The 18,892-nt window shown below is 69.2% G+C and carries 18 protein-coding genes; 14 read left to right on the top strand and 4 right to left on the bottom strand.

Features of this window, described 5'->3' with window-relative positions; all coding sequences use genetic code 11:
- Window positions 1-4: 4 nt before the first annotated feature.
- Both A2790_RS06585 and A2790_RS06580 read right to left on the bottom strand, forming a co-directional pair.
- Window positions 5-1,072, bottom strand: coding sequence for an efflux RND transporter periplasmic adaptor subunit (locus tag A2790_RS06585; protein ID WP_293389032.1), 1,068 nt, complete (start codon window positions 1,070-1,072; stop codon window positions 5-7).
- Between the two features lie 8 nt (window positions 1,073-1,080).
- Window positions 1,081-2,499, bottom strand: a complete 1,419-nt coding sequence (locus tag A2790_RS06580; RefSeq protein ID WP_293389029.1) for a TolC family protein — start codon at window positions 2,497-2,499, stop codon at window positions 1,081-1,083.
- 183 nt (window positions 2,500-2,682) lie between these two features.
- Here A2790_RS06580 and A2790_RS06575 point away from each other — a divergent pair, with 183 nt between their 5' ends.
- The 3 genes from A2790_RS06575 to A2790_RS06565 all read left to right on the top strand — a co-directional run bounded on the left by A2790_RS06575 (window position 2,683) and on the right by A2790_RS06565 (window position 6,114).
- Window positions 2,683-3,456, top strand: a complete 774-nt coding sequence (locus A2790_RS06575) for a TetR/AcrR family transcriptional regulator (RefSeq protein ID WP_293389026.1) — start codon at window positions 2,683-2,685, stop codon at window positions 3,454-3,456.
- 59 nt (window positions 3,457-3,515) lie between these two features.
- Window positions 3,516-5,168 (top strand): M28 family metallopeptidase, encoded by a 1,653-nt coding sequence (locus A2790_RS06570; RefSeq protein WP_293389023.1) that lies wholly within the window; start codon window positions 3,516-3,518, stop codon window positions 5,166-5,168.
- A 121-nt stretch (window positions 5,169-5,289) separates the two neighbouring features.
- Complete coding sequence (locus tag A2790_RS06565) at window positions 5,290-6,114, top strand: DUF72 domain-containing protein (RefSeq protein WP_293389021.1); 825 nt, start codon at window positions 5,290-5,292, stop codon at window positions 6,112-6,114.
- A 4-nt stretch (window positions 6,115-6,118) separates the two neighbouring features.
- On the opposite strand, the gene A2790_RS06560 is transcribed toward A2790_RS06565, so the two are convergent.
- Complete coding sequence (locus A2790_RS06560) at window positions 6,119-7,387, bottom strand: hypothetical protein (RefSeq protein WP_293389018.1); 1,269 nt, start codon at window positions 7,385-7,387, stop codon at window positions 6,119-6,121.
- Window positions 7,388-7,586: 199 nt separating this feature from the next.
- On the opposite strand from A2790_RS06560, the gene A2790_RS06555 reads away from it, so the two are divergent.
- Complete coding sequence (locus A2790_RS06555; RefSeq protein ID WP_293389015.1) at window positions 7,587-8,504, top strand: SDR family oxidoreductase; 918 nt, start codon at window positions 7,587-7,589, stop codon at window positions 8,502-8,504.
- 73 nt (window positions 8,505-8,577) lie between these two features.
- Here A2790_RS06555 and A2790_RS06550 read toward each other — a convergent pair whose 3' ends face one another.
- Window positions 8,578-8,886 carry an energy transducer TonB gene (locus A2790_RS06550; protein ID WP_293389012.1) on the bottom strand — a complete coding sequence of 103 codons (309 nt, stop codon included), beginning with the start codon at window positions 8,884-8,886 and terminating at the stop codon, window positions 8,578-8,580.
- A 170-nt stretch (window positions 8,887-9,056) separates the two neighbouring features.
- Between A2790_RS06550 and A2790_RS06545 the strand changes: the two genes are divergently transcribed.
- From A2790_RS06545 to A2790_RS06500, 10 genes are all read left to right on the top strand, one after another.
- Window positions 9,057-10,970: a HAMP domain-containing methyl-accepting chemotaxis protein gene (locus A2790_RS06545; RefSeq protein ID WP_293389009.1), complete on the top strand. Its 1,914-nt coding sequence runs from the start codon at window positions 9,057-9,059 to the stop codon at window positions 10,968-10,970.
- A 156-nt stretch (window positions 10,971-11,126) separates the two neighbouring features.
- Entirely contained in the window at window positions 11,127-11,750 is a 624-nt protein-coding gene (locus tag A2790_RS06540; protein ID WP_293389006.1) for a TetR/AcrR family transcriptional regulator, read from the top strand.
- Complete coding sequence (locus A2790_RS06535; protein WP_293389003.1) at window positions 11,750-12,781, top strand: alpha/beta hydrolase; 1,032 nt, start codon at window positions 11,750-11,752, stop codon at window positions 12,779-12,781. The genes A2790_RS06540 and A2790_RS06535 overlap by 1 nt, the downstream gene beginning before the upstream one ends.
- A gap of 4 nt (window positions 12,782-12,785) precedes the next feature.
- A complete protein-coding gene (locus A2790_RS06530; protein WP_293389000.1) occupies window positions 12,786-13,766 on the top strand; it encodes an NADPH:quinone oxidoreductase family protein in 981 nt (326 codons plus the stop codon).
- A gap of 7 nt (window positions 13,767-13,773) precedes the next feature.
- Window positions 13,774-14,526, top strand: coding sequence for a type I methionyl aminopeptidase (map, locus tag A2790_RS06525; RefSeq protein WP_293388997.1), 753 nt, complete (start codon window positions 13,774-13,776; stop codon window positions 14,524-14,526).
- Window positions 14,527-14,604: 78 nt separating this feature from the next.
- Window positions 14,605-14,739, top strand: coding sequence for a 50S ribosomal protein L34 (gene rpmH, locus A2790_RS06520; protein ID WP_068877158.1), 135 nt, complete (start codon window positions 14,605-14,607; stop codon window positions 14,737-14,739).
- An 18-nt stretch (window positions 14,740-14,757) separates the two neighbouring features.
- A complete protein-coding gene (gene rnpA, locus A2790_RS06515) occupies window positions 14,758-15,138 on the top strand; it encodes a ribonuclease P protein component (RefSeq protein ID WP_293388994.1) in 381 nt (126 codons plus the stop codon).
- Window positions 15,139-15,184: 46 nt separating this feature from the next.
- The gene (yidC, locus tag A2790_RS06510; protein WP_293388991.1) at window positions 15,185-16,978 is read left to right on the top strand and encodes a membrane protein insertase YidC; all 1,794 of its coding nucleotides are present in this window, start codon (window positions 15,185-15,187) and stop codon (window positions 16,976-16,978) included.
- 95 nt (window positions 16,979-17,073) lie between these two features.
- Window positions 17,074-17,640: a ribosome biogenesis GTP-binding protein YihA/YsxC gene (gene yihA / locus A2790_RS06505; RefSeq protein WP_293389304.1), complete on the top strand. Its 567-nt coding sequence runs from the start codon at window positions 17,074-17,076 to the stop codon at window positions 17,638-17,640.
- A 72-nt stretch (window positions 17,641-17,712) separates the two neighbouring features.
- Window positions 17,713-18,855, top strand: a complete 1,143-nt coding sequence (locus A2790_RS06500; RefSeq protein ID WP_293388988.1) for an acyl-CoA dehydrogenase family protein — start codon at window positions 17,713-17,715, stop codon at window positions 18,853-18,855.
- The last annotated feature ends 37 nt before the right edge of the window (window positions 18,856-18,892 follow it).

Below are 18,892 nucleotides of genomic sequence, written 5' to 3'. Positions count from 1 at the left end.
GGCGCTACTGCTTCTTGGCGGGCGCTGCGGCCGGCGGCGGCGCGGCGCTCTCGGTCGGGCGGACCAGGTCGTTGTCGAGCAGGAAGGCCGCGGCGTTCTGGACGATGCGGGTTCCGGCGGGCGGGCCGCGGACAAGCTGGACGTAGCCGCCGCCGCGCGGGCCGGTCTGGACCGCCACGCGCTTCACCCGGTTGTCGGGACCCACGGTCATGACGCTGGCGCCATCGGCGTCGTAGCGGATCGCGGTCTCGGGCACGGCCAGCGCCTGTCCCGCCGCGTCGGTGAAGACGGCGCGGGCGAAGCCGCCGGCCCGGATGTCGGAGCGGACCGGCAGCAGGATCCGGACTTCGCCCAGCTTGGTCTGGGGGTTGATCTGCGGGCTGATGAGGCGCACCCGGCCCTGGGCGACGGCGCCCGACGGCAGGGTCACGGTGGCGGTCTGTCCGACGCGGACGCGGGCGAGATCGGCCTCGCCCAATTCGGCCGAGAGTTCGACCTGGCCGTCGCGGGACATGCGGAACCAGGGCGTCGTGCCGCCGGCCGAGAGGTCGCCGGGCCGCACGGTCTTTTCCAGGATCAGGCCGGAGACGGGGGCGGTGACGGCGAGCTTGCGGCGCTGGGTCTGCAGGTTGCGCAGGTTGGCCGCGGCCGCCTGGGCCTGGAAGCGCCGCTGGACGATCTGTTCCTGGCTGAGCACGCCCTGGCCGTCCAGGTCCGCGACACGCTTGGCCTGGTCCGCGGCCTGGGCGGCCTGGGCCTGGGAGGCGGCGATCTGGGCCTCGAGCAGCGTCGGGTCCAACTGCACCAGGGTCTGGCCGGCGCGGACATAGTCGCCGACGTCGGCGAGGACGCGAGACACCCGGTAGCCGGTGACCTCGGGCATCACCGCCGCCTCTTCCCGCGGCAGCAGGTCGCCGGATGCGGCCAAGCCGCCCACGACCGAGCGCGGCTCGATCCGTATCACCCGCACCGCGCGGGCCTGGTCCTTTTCCGAGACCTTCTCGGGGGGCTTCTTGCAGGCGCTGAGCGCCAGCACGGCGGCCAGGGGCAGGAGGGCTTTCGCGAGCTTCATGCGTCGACTCATTTGGCGGATGCGTAGGCCTGGGCGGGCCAGCCGCCGCCCAGGGCCTTGTAGGCCTGGACCGAGCGGCGAAGCGCCTGGACCTGGGCCGAGGTCAGCTGGGTGCGCACGGCGCGCCAGGCCTGCTCGGCAGAAAGGGTGGAGTTGAGGTCGGTCAGGCCCCGGGCATAGCCGATGCGGGCCGCCTGGTAGGCCTTGGCCGCGCGGGTCTCGCCCTCGGCGAGCAGGGCCACGCGGCGACGGTCGGCGTCGAGGTTCACCAGCGCGCCCTCGGCCTCCTGGAAGGCGGTCTGCACGGCCTTCTCATAGGCGGTCACGGCCTGTTCGGTGCGAGCGTTCTGCACCTTCAGTTCGGACAACAGGCGCGGAATGGAGAGCACGGGCTGAAGCACCGAGCCGCCGATCGACCAGTTCTGGGTCTCGGTCGTGAAGCCCGGCTGCTCGATCCGCTGCCAGCCGATCCCCGGGCTGAAGGTGAAGGTCGGGAAGAAGGCGAGCTGCGCCAGGCGCTGCTGGCCCGCGGCCGAGCGCACCGCCGCCTGGGCGCCGCGCACGTCCGGGCGCCGCTGCAGCAACTCGCTCGGGATCGCCGCGGGCACGGCGGGCGCCTGGCCCACAAGGGGCGGGGTGTCGATGCTGGCCGTGGGATCGACCACGCGGCCGGCGAGGATGAGGATCGCGCGCTTCTGGACCTGAAGCTGGGCCTCCAGCGCCGCCACCTGGCTCTGGGCCTGGGCCAGGTCACCGGCGATACGGTCGGGTTCGGTGGTGGCGGCCAGGCCGTTGACGGCCCGCTTGGCGGCCACGTCGTAGAGGTCCTGCTGGATTCGGGCCGTCTCGCGCGCGTCGGCCAACTGGATCGCCAGCCCCCGCGCCTGGAACCAGGCGTCGGCCGTGTCGGCCGCGATCTGGGCGCGGGTCGTCTCGTAGGCATACAGGATGCGGTCGACCTCGGCGTTGGCGGACCGATAGGCGAACAGAGCACGGCCCCAGGGGTCGAGCTCCCAGCTCACGTCGAAGCCGGCCGAGTACTGCCGGGACACGCCGCTGGTGGAGAAGCCCGGAATACTGGCGGAGGTGCCTCCGATCTGCTCGGTGTCCGTGCGCCGGCCCGAGGCGGTTGCATCGCCCTGGGGAAGGTATTGCAGGATCGCGGTCGTCCGCTGAGCCTTGACCTCGTCGATCCGCGCACGGGCCGTCCGGACGTCTGTATTGCGGAGCAACGCCTGTTCGATCAACGCCGTCAGCTCAGGGTCGCCATAGGCGGTCCACCAGGTGTCGAGTGCGATCGCGCCGGCCGGAGCGCCGGCGGGCGCCTCGTAGCCGGCAGGCAGGCTCACGTCCGCCTTGCGGGGCGTGGCGCAGGCCGTGAGCGCGAGCGCGGTCAGGGCGATGTAGAGGCCAGGGCGGCGGATCATCGTCGGCAGGGCTTCGGAACCGGCGTTGTTGACAGGACTTTGTATCCCCCGGCGCATGATCTGCGCAGGGCCCATATTCCCGACATCGCCTCCGCCAGCGACTCTTGCGGTCACCGTGCGGCAAGCCGTCTCGCTTAAACTCCGTATGATGTAAAGTGTTTTATCTGTAATGTGGCCGGGACGATGACACGGGAACTCGCAGGCGGGGGAGACCCAAGGCGCAGCATCGACCTGCTGTGGGGGTTGTCCGAGCCCGGCCGCCGCGGGCCCAAGCCGCGCTACTCGGTCGATCAGGTGGTGGAGGCGGCTGTCGCCGTGGCCGACGCCGAGGGGCTGCAGGCCATCTCGGTGCGCCGTATCGCCCAGGAACTCGGCGTCTCGCCGATGTCCGTCTACACCTACGTCCCCTCCAAGGCCGAACTCGTCGGCCTGATGTTCGATCGCATCCTGGGCGAGGTCGACGGGCCGCCGCCGGAGGGCCAGGGCTGGCGCGAGGCGCTGACCTTCGTGGCCTGCGAGCGCTGGCGGCTCACCGAACGCCACCCGTGGATGCTGGACCTGGCGCTGCACCGCCCGCCGCTGGGCCCCAACCTGGTGGCCCGCCACGAAATCGCGCTACGCATCCTGGACGCCACCGGCCTGGACGATCTGACCAAGGACCTGGTGATCGACGTGCTGCACAGCTTCCTCGTCGGCGCCCTGCTGGAGGCGCGGGAGGCGCGGGAGGCCGAGCGGGTCAGTGGCATCACCGACGAGCAGTGGTTCGCCATGGCCGAACCGGCGCTGACCGCCCAGCTCGACGCCGACAAATACCCTCACGTACTGCGGCTGGGCGAAGCCTGGCGCAAGGCCGACAAGGCGGTGTTCGCCGACCCGCTGTGGCGCTTCAAGTTCGGCCTCGGCGTCGTCCTCGATGGAATCGGAGCTCTCATTCAAGCCCGGTCGCCGGGGGTCTAGCCGACAGCGCACGTCCCCTCTAGGGTCGCGCAACTTTCGCCCCCTGATCGAGTGAGTTGATGCAAAAGTTTCTCCTGAGCGCGGCCGTCTCGGTCCTGGTTGCGACCTCGGCTATGGCCGCGCCCTCGGCGGTCGACGTCGGCCGGATCATGACGGATACCCAGGTGCTGTCGTCCGACGCCTATGAGGGGCGTGCGCCGGCCAGCGAGGGCGAGAAGAAGACCGTCGCGTACCTGATCGAGCAGATGAAGGCCGCCGGACTGCAGCCCGCCGGCGACAGGCAGACGGACGGCAGCCGCGCCTGGACCCAGGACGTGCCGCTGGTGCGCTCGGCGACCAAGGGCCCGGTGGCCGTCAGCGTCACCATGGGCGGCGAAACCAGGACCTGGACCCAGGGCGAGGAAATCGCCATCCGCGCCACCATGATCGGCAACCGCCTGACGGTGAAGGACGCGCCGGTGGTGTTCGTCGGCTATGGCGTCAGCGCGCCCGAGCGGAAATGGGACGACTTCAAGGGCATGGACCTCAAGGGCAAGGTGGCCCTGGTCCTGGTGAACGACCCCGACTTCGAGACCGGTGAGGGCGATTTCGGCGGCAAGGCCATGACCTACTACGGCCGCTGGACCTACAAGTTCGAGGAGGCGGCGCGCCGCGGCGCCATCGGCTTCCTGGTGATCCACGAGACCGCGCCGGCCTCCTACGGCTGGGCGACGGTCAAGAATTCCAACACCAACGAGATCTTCGACGTCATCCGCAAGGACCCGAGCACCGACCATGCGCCCCTGGAGGGCTGGGTGCAGCGCGACCAGGCCGTCGCGATGCTGGCCGCGGCGGGCCTGGATTTCGAGGCGCTCAAGAAGCAGGCCCAGACCCGTGCGTTCAAGCCGGTGGAGCTGAAGGGCGTCACCTTCTCCACCGACTACGCGGTGGATGCGCAGAAGGTGGTCTCCAAGAACGTGGTCGGCGCCCTGCCGGGGTCGAAGCATCCGGAGGAGCGGATCTTCTACACCGCGCACTGGGATCACCTGGGCGTGGGCCAGCCGGACGCCAAGGGCGACACCATCTACAATGGCGCGCTCGACAACGCTTCGGGCACAGCGATGCTGCTCGAGCTGGGCCGCGCGTTCGCCAAGGGGCCGAAGCCGCAGCGCACGGTCGTGTTCATGGCGGTGACGGCCGAGGAAAAGGGCCTGCTCGGGTCGGAATACTATGCCTCCTCCCCGCTCTATCCGCTGGCCACCACGGTGGGGGTGATCAACATGGACGGGGTGGGGCCCAGTGGCCTGGCCAAGGACTTCACCACCTCGGGCAATGCGCCCCTGACGCTGCAGGATGAGCTGATCGCCGTGGGCAAGACCCACGACCGCTACTACAGCCCCGACCCGCGGCCGGAGGCGGGCAGCTTCTTCCGCTCGGACCACTTCCCGTTCGCCAAGGTGGGCGTGCCCGCCATCAGCTTCGGCGGCGGCCAGGATCTGGTCCAGGGGGGCAAGGCGGCCGGCATGGCCCGGCGCACCGCCTACACCGCCAACCAGTACCACCAGCCCGCCGACGAGTTCGATCCGAACTGGGATCCGAAGGGCTTCGAAGCCGACGGGACCCTGCTGTTCGACCTCGGCCAGAAGCTGGCCAACAGCCGCGTCTGGCCGGAGTGGAAGGTCGGCGCCGAGTTCAAGGCCGAGCGCGACAAGACCAAGGCCCAACGGAAGTAGGTCGCCGCTTGTCCATGCGTCCTCGCCGGCGCCGGCCGGAGAGGACGCATGATGCCGCGGGAACATCTTGAGAACACCCCAAACAGGCGCTAACTGTGACGGGGAACGAGGGAGGCGGCCGATGGCCGAGACCGGCAGGATCCGTTGCGGTATCGGCGGCTGGACGTTCGAGCCGTGGCGGGGCGTCTTCTACCCCAAGGGCCTGAAGCACGCGGCCGAGCTGGAGTACGCCAGCCGCCACCTCTCGGCGATCGAGATCAACGGGACCTACTATTCCAGCTTCAAGCCGGAGAGCTGGGCCAAATGGCGCGCGGCCACGCCCGACGGCTTCAAGTTCGCGGTGAAGGCCTCGCGGTTCTGCGTGAACCGCAAGAAGCTGACCGACGCCAAGCCGTCCATCGAGGTCTTCATGGGCCAGGGCATGGAGGAGCTGGGCGACCGGCTGGGACCTATCCTGTGGCAGTTCATGGCCACCAAGAAGTTCGACTACGACGACTTCGCCGGCTTCTTCGACCTGCTGCCCGAAACGCTGAACGGGGGCCGGCTGCAGCACGTCATCGAGGTGCGCAACGGCACGTTCGCCGACCCCAAGTTCGTGGGCCTGTGCCGGGACCGGGGGGTCACCATCTGTGTGTCGGAGAACGAGAATTATCCCCTGATCCCGGACGTGACGGGCGACCTCGTCTACCTGCGGCTGATTTCGGCCGACGACCGGATCGAGACCGGCTATGCGCCTGCGGACCTCGACCTTTGGGCCGGGCGGTTCAAGGAATATGCGCAGGGCGGCGTGCCGGGCGACTTCACGCCGGTCGACCGCACCGGCCCGCCGGAGACGCCGCGCGACGTCTATGCCTTCGTAATCCACGAGGGGAAGGTCCGCGCACCGGCGGCGGCGATGGAGTTCATCCGGCGGGTGGAGCCAGGGTTCCAGTTCCCCGCCGATTGAGCGGTTACGACGCGAGGCTCCGGTCGCGAACGTGCATCCAGCCGGAGAGCGACATGGGCAGCCGCTCGGGCGGGAGGCTGCGCCCACCCACGGGAGCCGGGACCGGCGTGCACACCCCAGGACCGGTCACGAACGGGACCCGCAGCCGCGCGGCCGCTTCGACTTCGGCGCGTCGACGGACGTTGGTGACGCCCGGCCAGATGCGCCGCTGCTTGTAGTGCACAAGGTGGTCCGCAAAGCGGCGCAGGGCCGCCAGCCGGACGTGATCGTCGCCCTCGGGAAGCACCAGGGTCACGCTGTTGACCGACTCCGGCGGCAGTTTCTCGATCTCGAACCCGGGATCGCTGACCCGAAGGTCGATGGTGCCGAAGTGCGGCTCCAGCAACGCGCGAGCCTGGCGTAAGCCGGTGAAGGCCGGGTCGCGCGGCACGTCGTAGATGGTGGCGGCCAGTTCGCTCCGCCGTTCGACCGGCAGCTCGGCCAGCAGAGCCACGTAGGCGTCGCGAAGCGACGGCCGCGCCAGGCTGGTGAAGCTTATGGGCACGAAGATCAGCGAGCCTTTGGCCCGTTCCGACAGCAAGCGGGCGGCGATCCGGACGCAGTCGGCATCGAAGGCGCTCGGCTCCTTCGGCATGTGCTCGGCGCCGTCCACCACACAGAGGTGGGTCCGGGCGTTCTGCGGAACGTACATCACCACGTCCCCATAGAAGACGCCACGGGGGATGAAGTAGACGCCCTGCACGCCCTCCCAGGCGGGGGGCGGCGGCGGAAGCGGCTCGAGCAGTTGGCGTTTGAGCGACGGGGCGGGCCGCCATTCGGCGCCCTTCTCCGCATCCGGCGTCGGCTCGGCGGATCCGTCTCCTCCGCCCCGACATTCCGGCAGGATGCGGGTGAGCCGCCCGCCGGCCGGCAGCAGGCTGGGGTCGGCGAGGGCTTCGACCACCTGTCTGGAATCCAATGCGGCGAAGGCGGTCACGGCGGCATGCGTCCCTTCGAACACGAGGAGGGCGACCTCTCCCTCCTCCGCCGTACCGAACAGATGCCGCTGCAGTTCGTCCGAGAGCCGGCGGAGTTCGGCGAGGTCCAACTCGTCGGAGCGCGGGTCGGTGAGCAGGAAGCTGACGTCCGTGAGCGGCGCGAAGCGGCGGGGCCAGGACCAGCGGGTCTCGAGATAGGCGCTGGCGAACTTGTGGACGAGCTGCTCCAGCGTGGGCAGCGGCATCAGATCGCCGTGCCCGGAGACGTCCACGCGAAGGCATGCGACCGCCGTCACGACACAAACTCCTTCCGCTTCCGCTCAGCCAAAATCATCCGCCACCTCACGACGCCAGGACTTCCAGGACGTTAAGGCCTCCGGCGGTTTCCCCGCCTCCCACGGCCTGCCGGCTCCGTCCCCCTCGGGAGGTCCGCCCGCCTTGACCGCCGCTGCGTCAGCAGGCCGCATGTGGGCAAGGAAGCGGAAGGAAACCCGGATGAGCGAACTCTCCATGGACGACCTGATGTTCCGGCCCGGACTGATGAAGGGCCAGCGCATCCTGATCACCGGCGGCGGCACCGGCCTGGGCAAGGTGATGGCCGAGGCCTGCGTGATGCTGGGCGCCCAGGTCTATATCTGGGGCCGGCGCGGTTCGGTCATCGCCGAGACCGCCAAGGAACTGACCGACGCGCACGGCGCGCTGGCGGGCGGTCGCTGCACCGGCATCGCCTGCGACATCCGCGTGCCCGAGGCGATCCACGACGCCATGGACGAGGTGTGGGTCGGCGGCGCCCTGACCGGACTGGTCAACAACGCGGCCGGCAACTTCATCAGCCGCACCGAGGATCTGTCGCCCAAGGGCTTCGACGCGATCGCCAACATCGTCTTTCGCGGCTCGTTCTTCGTCACCCTGGACGCCGGTAAGCGCTGGCTGGCCGAGGGCAAGCACGCCTCGGTGGTCTCGATCCTCACCACCTGGGTCTGGAACGGCGGGCCGTTCACCGTACCGTCGGCCATGTCGAAGGCCGGGTTGAACGTCATGACCCAGTCGCTGGCGGTGGAATGGGGCAACCGCGGCGTCCGCTTCAACGCCATCGCCCCGGGGCCCTTCCCCACCGAGGGCATGAGCGCGCGGCTGAACCCCGGCGGGGGCGGGATGCTTGGCGAGGCCGACCCGACCATTCCGCTGAACCGCAACGGGGAGATGCGCGAGCTGGCGAACCTGGCCGTCTACCTTCTGGACCCGGGGTCAGCCTATGTGAACGGCCAGACGATCGCCATCGACGGCGGCTCGCACCTCAAGGGGGGCGGCGGGTTCGCGCGGCTGGCCGAATGGGGCGACGCGGAGTGGGAGCAGGCCCGCAACGCCATCCGCGCCACGAACGAGAAGGACCGCGCTCAGCGCACGGTCTGAGGTCCCACGAAAAAGACGCCCCGAGGGCGGGGCGTCTTTGGGTATTCCTGCAGTCTTCGAAAGGTGCGGCTGCTTACGCGCCGCCCGGGAAGCGCATCGGGATCTTCACGTCGCCCGACTTGTCGCCCATCGGCATGGCTTGAGCCACGCACAGGGCGGCCTTGTCGAAGCCCTTGCCGGGCGCGCTGTCCGACAGGACGGTGCAGCCATCGAGCTTGCCGCCGTTCGCCGTGCACTGAAGCATCACCGTCGCGGCGTCGCGCGTGTTGGCGTTCTTCATAAGGCACTTCGACATGCTTTCCTGGAAAGATGCAGCACTCGCCGCACCCGTCAGAGCAACGCTCAAAACAATACCACCGAAAAGAGAGACAGCTTTCTGCATCCCCACCTCCTGTTGAGAAACAATGATGGGGGAATACCGCCCGGCGGTGAACGAACCCTAAACTTCCCGAAAAAATGGGAAAAGTGAGAAACGGTTAGGGAGTTCCATTCAGCATAGCCAGGCTCGCGGGGTGTGCCCCAAGGCAAGGTAGACATGCGGGGGACACCCAAATGAAGCGCTTTCGACTCGACGATCTGCCGTTGATGGTAAAGGTGGGCTTCGCGCCCGCGCTCGCACTGCTGATGCTGGCCCTGATGGCGGCCGGCGCGGTGGTGATCCAACAAAATCAGATGCGCGAGCTGGAACAGGTGGTCCGCACGGACATGCCGAACAGCCTGCGCATGCAGAAGATCTCCGAACAGATCACGGCCGTGCATGGGGACCTCTACATTCTACTCACCCACCAGGCCGCGCAGATGGAGACCGACAAGATCGGCGCCAAAGGCCAGCAACTGCTGACCACCGTCGACAAGATCAGCAAGGAAGTGGGCGTCGCCCGCGCCGCCGCTGAGCCCGCCCAGCGCCCGCAGTACGACAAACTGCTCAAGGACCTGAAGGAGACGCGCGAGGCCCTGGACATCATCGTCGCGATGATGAGCGCCGACTTCGCCTCCGCCGCCGGTTTCGCCGCGCCGTTCGAGGACCAGTACGCCAAGATGAGCGCCAACCTGCAGGCGATCGTCGCGGCGACCCAGGCCCAGACCGACAAGCAGGCCGCCGCCGCCAGCGAGCGATCCAAGACGGCCCAGGCGGTGACCATCGCCGCCTCCGTCGCCACACTCCTCATCACCGGCGTGATCGCCGTCTTCCTGGTGCTGAACATGCGCCGGGCCGTCCAGCGCATCGCCGGCGCCACCGAGCGTCTGTCGCGCGGCGAGAACGACGTCGATCTCGACAATCTGGAGCGCAAGGACGAGCTGGGCGCGATCGTGAAGTCGCTGAACGTCTTCCGCGACAACCAGCTGCACCTGGAGCGCATGCGCCTGGAGCAGGAGGAACAGCGGGCCGCCGCCGAAGCCACCCGCCGCGAGAGCGCCGCTGCCGCCGAGGCCTCCGCCGAGGAACAGGCCCGCGTGGTCGATTCCCTGGCGGGCGGGCTCGAGCGCCTGGCCGCCGGCGACCTCACCGTCCGCCTGCAGGAAGGTTTCCCCGGCTCGTACGAGAAGCTGCGCAACGACTTCAACGACGCCGTCGTGAAGCTGGAGAAGGCCATGTCGGCCATCGCCGCCTCCACCTCGGCCATCCGGTCGGGCGGCAGCGAGATCTCGGGCGCCGCCGACGACCTGTCGCAGCGGACCGAGCGCCAGGCCGCCACCCTCGAACAGACGGCCGCGGCGCTGGATCAGATCACCGCCACCGTGCAGCGTTCGGCCGAGGGCGCAACCCTGTCCCGCGAAGCCGTGGCCGCGGCCAAGACCGAAGCCGAGCGCTCGGGCGACGTCGTCAGCCGCGCGGTCACCTCCATGACCGCCATCGAGGCGTCGGCCCGCGAGATCAACCAGATCATCGGCGTGGTCGACGAGATCGCCTTCCAGACCAACCTGCTGGCCCTGAATGCCGGGGTCGAAGCAGCCCGGGCCGGCGATGCGGGCAAGGGCTTCGCGGTCGTGGCCTCGGAAGTCCGGGCCCTGGCGCAGCGCTCTGCGGAATCGGCCAAGCAGATCAAGAGCCTGATCTCCACCTCCACGGCCCAGGTGTCCGAGGGCGTGAGCCTGGTCGGCGAGACCGGCCAGGCCCTGCACCGGATCGTGGCGCACGTGGACGAGGTCTCGAAGCTGGTCAGCGAAATCGCCGCTTCGGCCAAGGAGGAAGCGACCGGGATCGCCGAGGTGAACACCGCGGTGAACCAGATGGACCAGGTAACCCAGCAGAACGCGGCCATGGTGGAAGAAACCACGGCGGCCAGCCGCATGCTGGCCGACCAGACCGAGGAGCTCTTCGGCCTGGTGTCGCGCTTCCAGCTCAGCCAGTCGAGCGAGGCCGCGCGGGCCAACACGCCCCCGCCGCGCTCCGCGCGTCCCACCTTCGCCACCGCCGGCAACACGGCGCTGGCGGAAGCGGCGGACGACTGGACCGAGTTCTAGGGCCGCTCGAACAGGATCGGGGCGCGGGACCATACGCGCCTTGGTGACGGGGGCCGGCGCACGGGACCATACGTGGGCCGGCCCTTTCCGTTTGCGCAAAGTTGCGACGACTCTAATATGACACCCGTCAAGTTTTTCGGGGGCGTTGGGGTTCGAATGTCGCAGGTCGCTTATCTTCCCGTGGGCAAGCGGGAGCAGACCAAGGTCCAGAACCGCCAGGCCATCCTGGACGCCGCGCGCGAGGTCTTCGGCGAGCTGGGCTACGAGGCCGCCACGGTCCGCGACATCATCCGGCGGACCGGCCTCGCGGCCGGCACCTTCTACAATTACTACCGCTCGAAAGAGGAGGTGTTCGCCGCCCTCGCCGACGACGGCGCGCGCCGGTTCGCCCCGATCCTGAAGGCGCTCCGCAGCAAGGGCGGCCCGCTGGAGTTCTTCGTCCGCGACGCCATCGTCGCCTATTTCGAATTCATGGCCGACGAGCACATCAGCTGGGCAGCCCGCCGGCCGGCCGGCGAACAGCAGCCGCACGTCCACGGCGAGACGCCCGAGATGGCCGCCGTGTTCGCCGAGGTGAAGGACGCCATCCAGGCGGCCATCGTCGAGGGGCGCGGGCCGATCTCCGACCCCGACTATATGGCCGCTGCCTGCATCGCCGTGGCGCGGGAGGTGTGCGACCGGATGCTGATGCGCCGCCCCATCGACACCGCTGCGGCCGCCGACTTCGCCGTGGAGATGATCCTGAACGGCCTGAAGGGCCTGCCGGGAGCCAGGTGCTGATGGCGTCTGCCGCCGCGCAGCGCCTCATCGCCCGCACGATCCTCTCGCTGCCTGCGCCCCTTCTGCGCCTGATGGCGGGCGGCGGAGTGGTCTACAAGGGCGGCCGCACGCTGGATCCGCGCCTGCAGTTCCTGGCCGCCCAGGCCCGCAAGGGTCCTGCGATGGAAACGCTGCAGCCGGCGGAAGCCCGGCGCGGCGAGACCCAGGCGCTGGCCGCGGTCAGCGGCAACCTGGAGCCGGGCGTGCGGTGGGAGCCGCTCAGCGTGCCGGGCGCCGAGGGAGTCATCCCGGCCCGCCTCTATCGCCCCGAAGCTCAGGATCCTGGCGCCCCGCTGATGGTCTGGGCCCATATGGGCGGCGGGGTGATCGGCACCCTCGACACCAGCCACTGCTTCTGCGCCCTGCTGGCCCGGATAACCCGCGCACCCGTGTTGTCGGTGGACTACCGGCTGGCGCCGGAACATCGCTTCCCCGCCGGCCTGGACGACGTGCTGGCCGCCTACCGCTGGGCCCGCGACCAGGCCGCCTCGTACGGCGCGGCGGGTGTCGCCATCGGGGGCGACTCGATGGGCGGGAACTTCGCGGCGATCGTCTGCCAGGACTTGAAGCGGGCGGGCGAGCCGCAGCCGCGGCTCCAACTGCTCGTCTATCCCTGCACCGACGCGGCCTCGCAGAGCGCGTCCATGACCACCTACGCCGACGCCTTCCCGCTCACCAGCGGGATGATGGTCTGGTTCATGGGGCACTACCTGGGGCCGGACGACGACCCGGCCGGCGTGCGCCTGTCGCCGCTTCGCCAGAAGGACCTCACAGGCCTGGCGCCCGCCGTCATCGCCACCGCCGGCTTCGACCCGCTGGTGGACCAGGGCGAGGCCTATGCGAAGGCGCTGAACGCCGCTGGCGTGACGGTGCGGTACCGTTGCTACGATAGCCTCTCACACGCCTTCACGGCCTTCACCGGCGCGATCCCGGCGGCTGACGCGGCCTGCCGCGAGATCGCCGGCCTGGTGCGGGGGCTCTACGAGGAATAGGCCGATGCGCGCGCTGGTCGTCGAGGAACTGCTCCCGGACTACGCCGGCGTGCGGGTGAAGGACATCCCGCTGCCCGAGCCGGGGCCGGGCGACGTGCGCGTGAAAATCCGCGCCGCCGCCGTGAACTTCCCCGACCTGATGCAGACCCGCGGCGAGCACCAGCACAAGCCCGCCCTGCCCTTCATCGGCGGAATGGAGATGGCCGGCGAGGTCGACGCCGTCGGCGAGGGCGTCACCACCTTCAAGCCGGGTGACGAGGTGTGCGCCGGCGGGCGAGGCGTGTTTGCGGAGTATGCGATCTTTCCGGCGGCGGCCCTGCGGCTCAAGCCCAAGCGCCTCTCCTTCGCCCAGGCCGCGGGATACCCGGTGGCCTACCTGACCGCCTATGTGGCCCTGAAGCGTTGTGCCGATGCGCAACCCGGCGAATGGGTCCTGGTGCACGGCGCCGCGGGCGGCGTCGGCCTCGCCGCCGTCGACTATGCGAAAGTCCTCGGCTGCAAGGTGATCGCCGCCTCGGCCTCGGACGAGAAGCTGGCGGTGATCCAGCGCGAATACGACGTCGACGCCGTGGTCAACGTCACCGGCGGCTTCCGCGAACGGGTGAAGGAGCTGACCGGCGGCAGGGGCGCCGACGTCATCTACGACCCTGTGGGCGGCGACATCTTCGATGAGTCGACGCGCTGCATCGCCTTCGGGGGCCGCATCCTCTCCATCGGCTTCACCTCGGGCCGCCTGCCGACGCTTCCGGTCAACATCGCCCTCATCAAAGGGTTCTCGGTCCACGGGGTCCGCGCAGGCGAATACGGCCGCCAGTTCCCCGAGAAGGGCCGCGAGAACAACGAGGCGATCTGGAAGCTCGCCGAGGAAGGCGCCGTGAACCCCCGCGTCGACCGCGAATACGCCCTGGACGACTGGCGCGAGGCCTACGAGACTCTCGCCCGGCGCAAGGTGGTCGGCAAGACGATCATCCGGCCGGATCTGTAGGACCCCCATGACCATCGGCAGCGAAGAAGAACTGGAAAAGCTCAAGGCGGCCGGCCGCCTCGTGGCCCGTACGCTGAAGGCCATGGGCGAGGCGCTGGAGCCGGGGATCACGACCCGCGAGCTGGACCAGATCGGCCGCCGGATGCTGGAAGCCGAGGGCGCGCGCTCGGCGCCGGAGCTGACCTACAACTTCCCGGGCGCCACCTGCATTTCCGTGGGCCCGGACGTGGCCCATGGCATCCCGGACGACCGCCAGGTCAAGGCCGGGGACCTGATCAACATCGACGTCTCCGCCGAGCTGGACGGCTTCTTCGGCGATACGGGCGCCAGTTTCGCCGTGCCGCCGGCCAGCAAGCGGGTGGAGCGCCTGTGCCGCGACGGGCGCCGGGCGCTGTGGACCGGCATCCGCGCCGTGCGGCCCGGCGCGGCCCTCTCCGAGCCCGGCCGGCAGATCGAGGCCTTCGCCCGGAAGAACGGCTATAGCCTGGTGCGCAACCTCGCCAGCCATGGCGTCGGCGCCTCGCTGCACGAGGATCCCACCGAGATCCCCACCTGGCACGAGCCCCGCGAACGGCGCCGGATCACCGAGGGCCTGGTCTTCACCCTGGAGCCGTTCCTGTCGCTGGGCGCGGACTGGGTGGAAGAGGCCAACGACGACGGCTGGACCCTCCGCCCGCCAGGCGGCCAGCCCACCGTCCAGTACGAGCACACGCTGGTGGCCACCCGCAACGGCCCGGTGGTGTTGACGCTGGCAGACTGAACCGCCCTCAGGTGGTTGACAGGCCCCCACCCTTCCACTATCCACCGCCGCTCGATTTTCGACCCCGGAGCTTTCGTCGTGAAGCGCACTTTCCAACCGTCTCGCCTCGTGCGCGCGCGCCGTCACGGCTTCCGTCTGCGCATGTCCACGAAGAACGGCCAGAAGATTCTGGCGCGCCGCCGCGCCAAGGGCCGCAAGCGCCTCAGCGCCTAGGACCGGCCAGGTGTCCGCATGACGGACGCCGCGCCGCCAGGCCGCATGACCATCGAAAAGCTGAAGAAGCGCAGCGAGTTCCTCGCCTGCGCCCAGGCCCCCTCGTGCGCAAAGGGGGCCGTTGTCGTTCAGGCCCGCCCCCGCGGCGACGAGACCTCGCTGGTCCGCGTCGGCTTTACAGCCACCAAACGCATCGGCGGCGCCGTCGAGCGCAACCGAGCCAAGCGCCGGATGCGCGAGGCCGCCCGGGCCCTTCTGCCGGAATTCGCCACCCCCGGCGTCGACTATGTGATCATCGCCCGCGGCGGCGTGCTAAAGCGCCCCTGGGTCCGTTTGCTTGACGACGTGAAAAGCGCGCTGATAAGGCTCGCCGCCGAACGCGCGGCCCCCCAACTGTAGACGGCCCCGCCCCTTCTCTTCCTCGACGGAAACCTGCGTCCCGCTCATGAGAGACGACAACACCCGCAACACGATCATCTTCTTCGTGTGCGCGGCCCTCCTGCTCCTGGTCTACCAGGTGTTCGTCATCGACCCGCAGGCCAAGCGCCAGGCGGAGGAGCGCGCCCGTCAGGCGCCGCCCGCCGCCACCAGCACAACCGGCGTCGCCGGCCCGCTGGCGCCGCAGGTTCCCGTGGCCGTCACCCGCCAGGCCGCCATCGCCGCCATCCCGCGCGTGCCGATCGAGACGCCGGCGCTGAAGGGCTCGCTGTCGCTGAAGGGCGGCCGCATCGACGACCTCTACCTCGTGAAGTACCGCGAGACGCTCGAGAAGGACGCGCCGCCGGTCGAACTGCTGCGCCCCGAGGGGACGCAATACGCCCAGTTCGCCGAAGTGGGCTGGGTCGGCGCCAATATCCCCGGCGTGCCCGGCCCGCAGACCACCTGGACGCTCAGCCAGGGCTCGGTGCTCGCGCCCGGCCAGCCGGTGACACTCACCTACGCGAACGGCGCTGGCCTCACCTTCACCCGGGTGATCTCGGTCGACGACAAGTACATGTTCACGATCACCGACACCGTGGCCAATACAACGGGCCAGCCGGTGACCCTGGCCCCCTACGGCTCGGTCGTACGCCAGGGCGTGCCGCCGACGTTGGGCAAGAACGGCGTGATCCACGAGGGCGGGATGGGCTGGCTCGATGGCAAGCGCCGCCCGCTCAAGTACGCCAAGTGGCAGAAGGACGGCTCGACGCCGATCTACAAGTCCACCGGGGGCTGGATCGGCGTGACCGACCACTACTGGCTGACCGCAGTGATCCCGGCCCAGAACGAAGCCTTCGACGGCCAGTACCGCCTGACCAAGACCCCGGGCCTGAACCTGCTGGACGCCAACTTCGTCGGCCAGGCCCGCTCGATCGGCGCCGGTCGCCAGATCACCCACACCACCCGCGTCTTCGCCGGCGCCAAGCAGAACCCGGTGCTCCAGGAGTACCAGGACAAGCTCGGGGTCCAGAACCTGGACGAGGCCATCGACTGGGGCATGCTGTGGTTCATCACCCGGCCGATCTTCCAGTTCCTGGCCTGGATCTACGGTCACGTCGGCAACTTCGGCGTCGCCATCCTACTGCTGACCGTCGTGGTCCGCCTCATCTTCTTCCCGCTCGCGAACAAGCAGTACGAGTCGATGACGAAGATGAAGAAGGTGCAGCCGGCGATGGAGGAGCTGCGCAAGAAGTACAAGGACGACCCGGCCAAACAGCAGCAGGAGCTGCTCGCCCTCTACCAGCGGGAGAAGGTCAACCCGCTGGCCGGCTGCCTGCCCATCTTCCTGCAGATCCCGGTCTTCTTCGCCCTCTTCAAGGTGCTGCAGCTCGAGATCGACATGCGGCACGCGCCGTTCATCGGCTACATCAAGGACCTGTCGGCGCGCGATCCGACCACCATCTGGAACCTGTTCGGCGCGATCCCCTGGGACCCGGGCAGCGCGCCCTTCATCGGGGGCATCCTGGCCACCAGCCTGCACATCGGCATCCTGCCGATCCTGTACGGCTTCACCACCTGGCTCACCACCTCGATGAGCCCGCCCGCGCCTGATCCGATGCAGCAGCGGATCTTCCAGCTGATGCCGATCCTGTTCACCTTCATCATGGCGCAGTTCGCGATCGGCCTGCTCGTCTACTACACGTGGTCGAACATCCTGACGGCCATCCAGCAGTACGTGATCATGCGGCGCTTCAAGGTGGACAACCCGATCGACCAGCTGATCGGCAAGTTCACCAATCGGGGCAAGGCGGTCGGGTGAGCGAGACGCCCCCAGCTCGCGACGGCGCCGAGCCCTTCGATGCCGAGGCGCTGGAGGCGGCGCGGGTCTTCTTCGCCCACCCCGTTCGCTTCCTGATGGGCGCGGTGGCCATGGACGGCCTGCCGCCCGCCGACCTGCCGGAGGTGGCCTTCGCCGGGCGGTCCAACGTCGGCAAATCCTCGCTGATAAACGCCGTGACCGGCCGCCTGCACCTGGCCCGCGCCTCCACGGCGCCGGGCCGCACGCGGGAGCTGAACTTCTTCGTGGCCGACGAGACGCTGCGCCTGGTCGACCTGCCCGGATACGGCTTCGCCAAGGTCAGCCGCGGCGAGAAGAACAAGTTCCAGAACCTGGGCCGGGCCTACCTGCGCGGCCGGCCGAACCTGAAGCGCGCCTACCTGCTCATCGACAGCCGCCATGGGCTGAAGGACGTGGACCTGGAAGCCATGGAGGCCTTCGACCTGGCGGCCGTCAGCTACCAGATCGTGCTGACCAAGGCCGACAAGCTGAAGCCCCGCGACGTGGCGCAGGTCAGCGCCGAGACGGTCCGCAAGATCGCCAAGCGCCCGGCCGCGTTTCCCCGCGTCGTCGCCACGTCAGCCGAGAAAGGCACGGGCATTCCGGAGCTGCGCGCCGAGATCCTGGCCGCCTGCGAGCTCTGAGGCCGGGGGCGCAGCTCTAGCCGTCCGCTGCGTCACCCGGCTAACTGGCGGGGCGAACCCCAGGGACCCGCCATGATCCAGACCGACTCCCGCGCCCCGTTCGACGAGGAGCTGAACCTGTTCCGCGACCAGGTGCGCAAGTTCTACGACCGCGCCCTGACGCCGAACCTCGATCGCTGGGAAGCCGACGGCATCATCGACCGCCAGTTCTGGCTGGCGTGCGGCGAGGCCGGCATCCTCTGCCCCACCGTCCCCGCCGAGTACGGGGGCCTGGGCCTCGACTTCCGCTACAACGTGGTCATCTCCGAAGAGCTGTTCTACGCCGGCTCGTCGGCGGGCATCACCCTGCAGTCCGACATCGTCGCCGACTACATCGCCAACTACGGCTCCGAGGAACAGAAGCAGCAGTGGCTGCCCAAGATGGTCTCGGGCGAGGCCATCACCGCCATCGCCATGACCGAGCCGGGCGCCGGCTCCGACCTGCAGGGCGTGCGCACCACGGCCCGGCGGGAAGGCAATGAGTATGTCGTCAACGGCTCGAAGACCTACATCACCAACGGCCAGAACGCCGACCTGATCATCGTGGTGGCCAAGACCGATCCGAACGCCCGGTCGAAGGGTATCTCGCTGATCCTGGTCGAAGCGACCCGCGAGGGGTTCAAGCGCGGCCGCAACCTCGACAAGATCGGCCAGCACTCGGCCGACACGTCGGAGCTGTTCTTCGAGGACGTCCGGGTGCCGATCACCAACTGCCTGGGCGAGGAGGGCAAGGGCTTCGTCTACCTGATGACCCAGCTGCCGCAGGAGCGGCTGGGGATCGCCGTCCAGGCCCAGGCCGCGGCCCAGCGCGCCTTCGACGAGACGGTGAAGTTCACCAAGGACCGCAAGGCCTTCGGCCAGACGGTGTTCGACTTCCAGAACACGCGCTTCACCCTGGGCGGCCTGAAGGCCAAGCTCCAGGCCGGCTGGGCGCACTTGGACTGGGCGATCGCGCGGCACCTGAAGGGCGAGCTCAGCGCCGCCGAAGCCTCCGCGGCCAAGCTCTTCCACACCGAGCTGCAGTGGGAGATCTGCGACGCGGGCCTGCAGCTGCATGGCGGCGCCGGCTACATGAACGAGTATCCCATCGCCCGCCTGTGGCGCGACGCGCGGGTCCAGCGGATCTACGGCGGGACCAGCGAGATCATGAAGGAAGTGATCGCCCGCACCGTGTGACGGCGCGAACCGCGTTCCCCGCCCGATGCAACAAGCG

The sequence above is a fragment of the Phenylobacterium sp. RIFCSPHIGHO2_01_FULL_69_31 genome (genome assembly GCF_001824475.1).
Taxonomy (GTDB): domain Bacteria; phylum Pseudomonadota; class Alphaproteobacteria; order Caulobacterales; family Caulobacteraceae; genus Phenylobacterium.
This window is presented reverse-complemented; position numbering and strand designations above follow the sequence as displayed.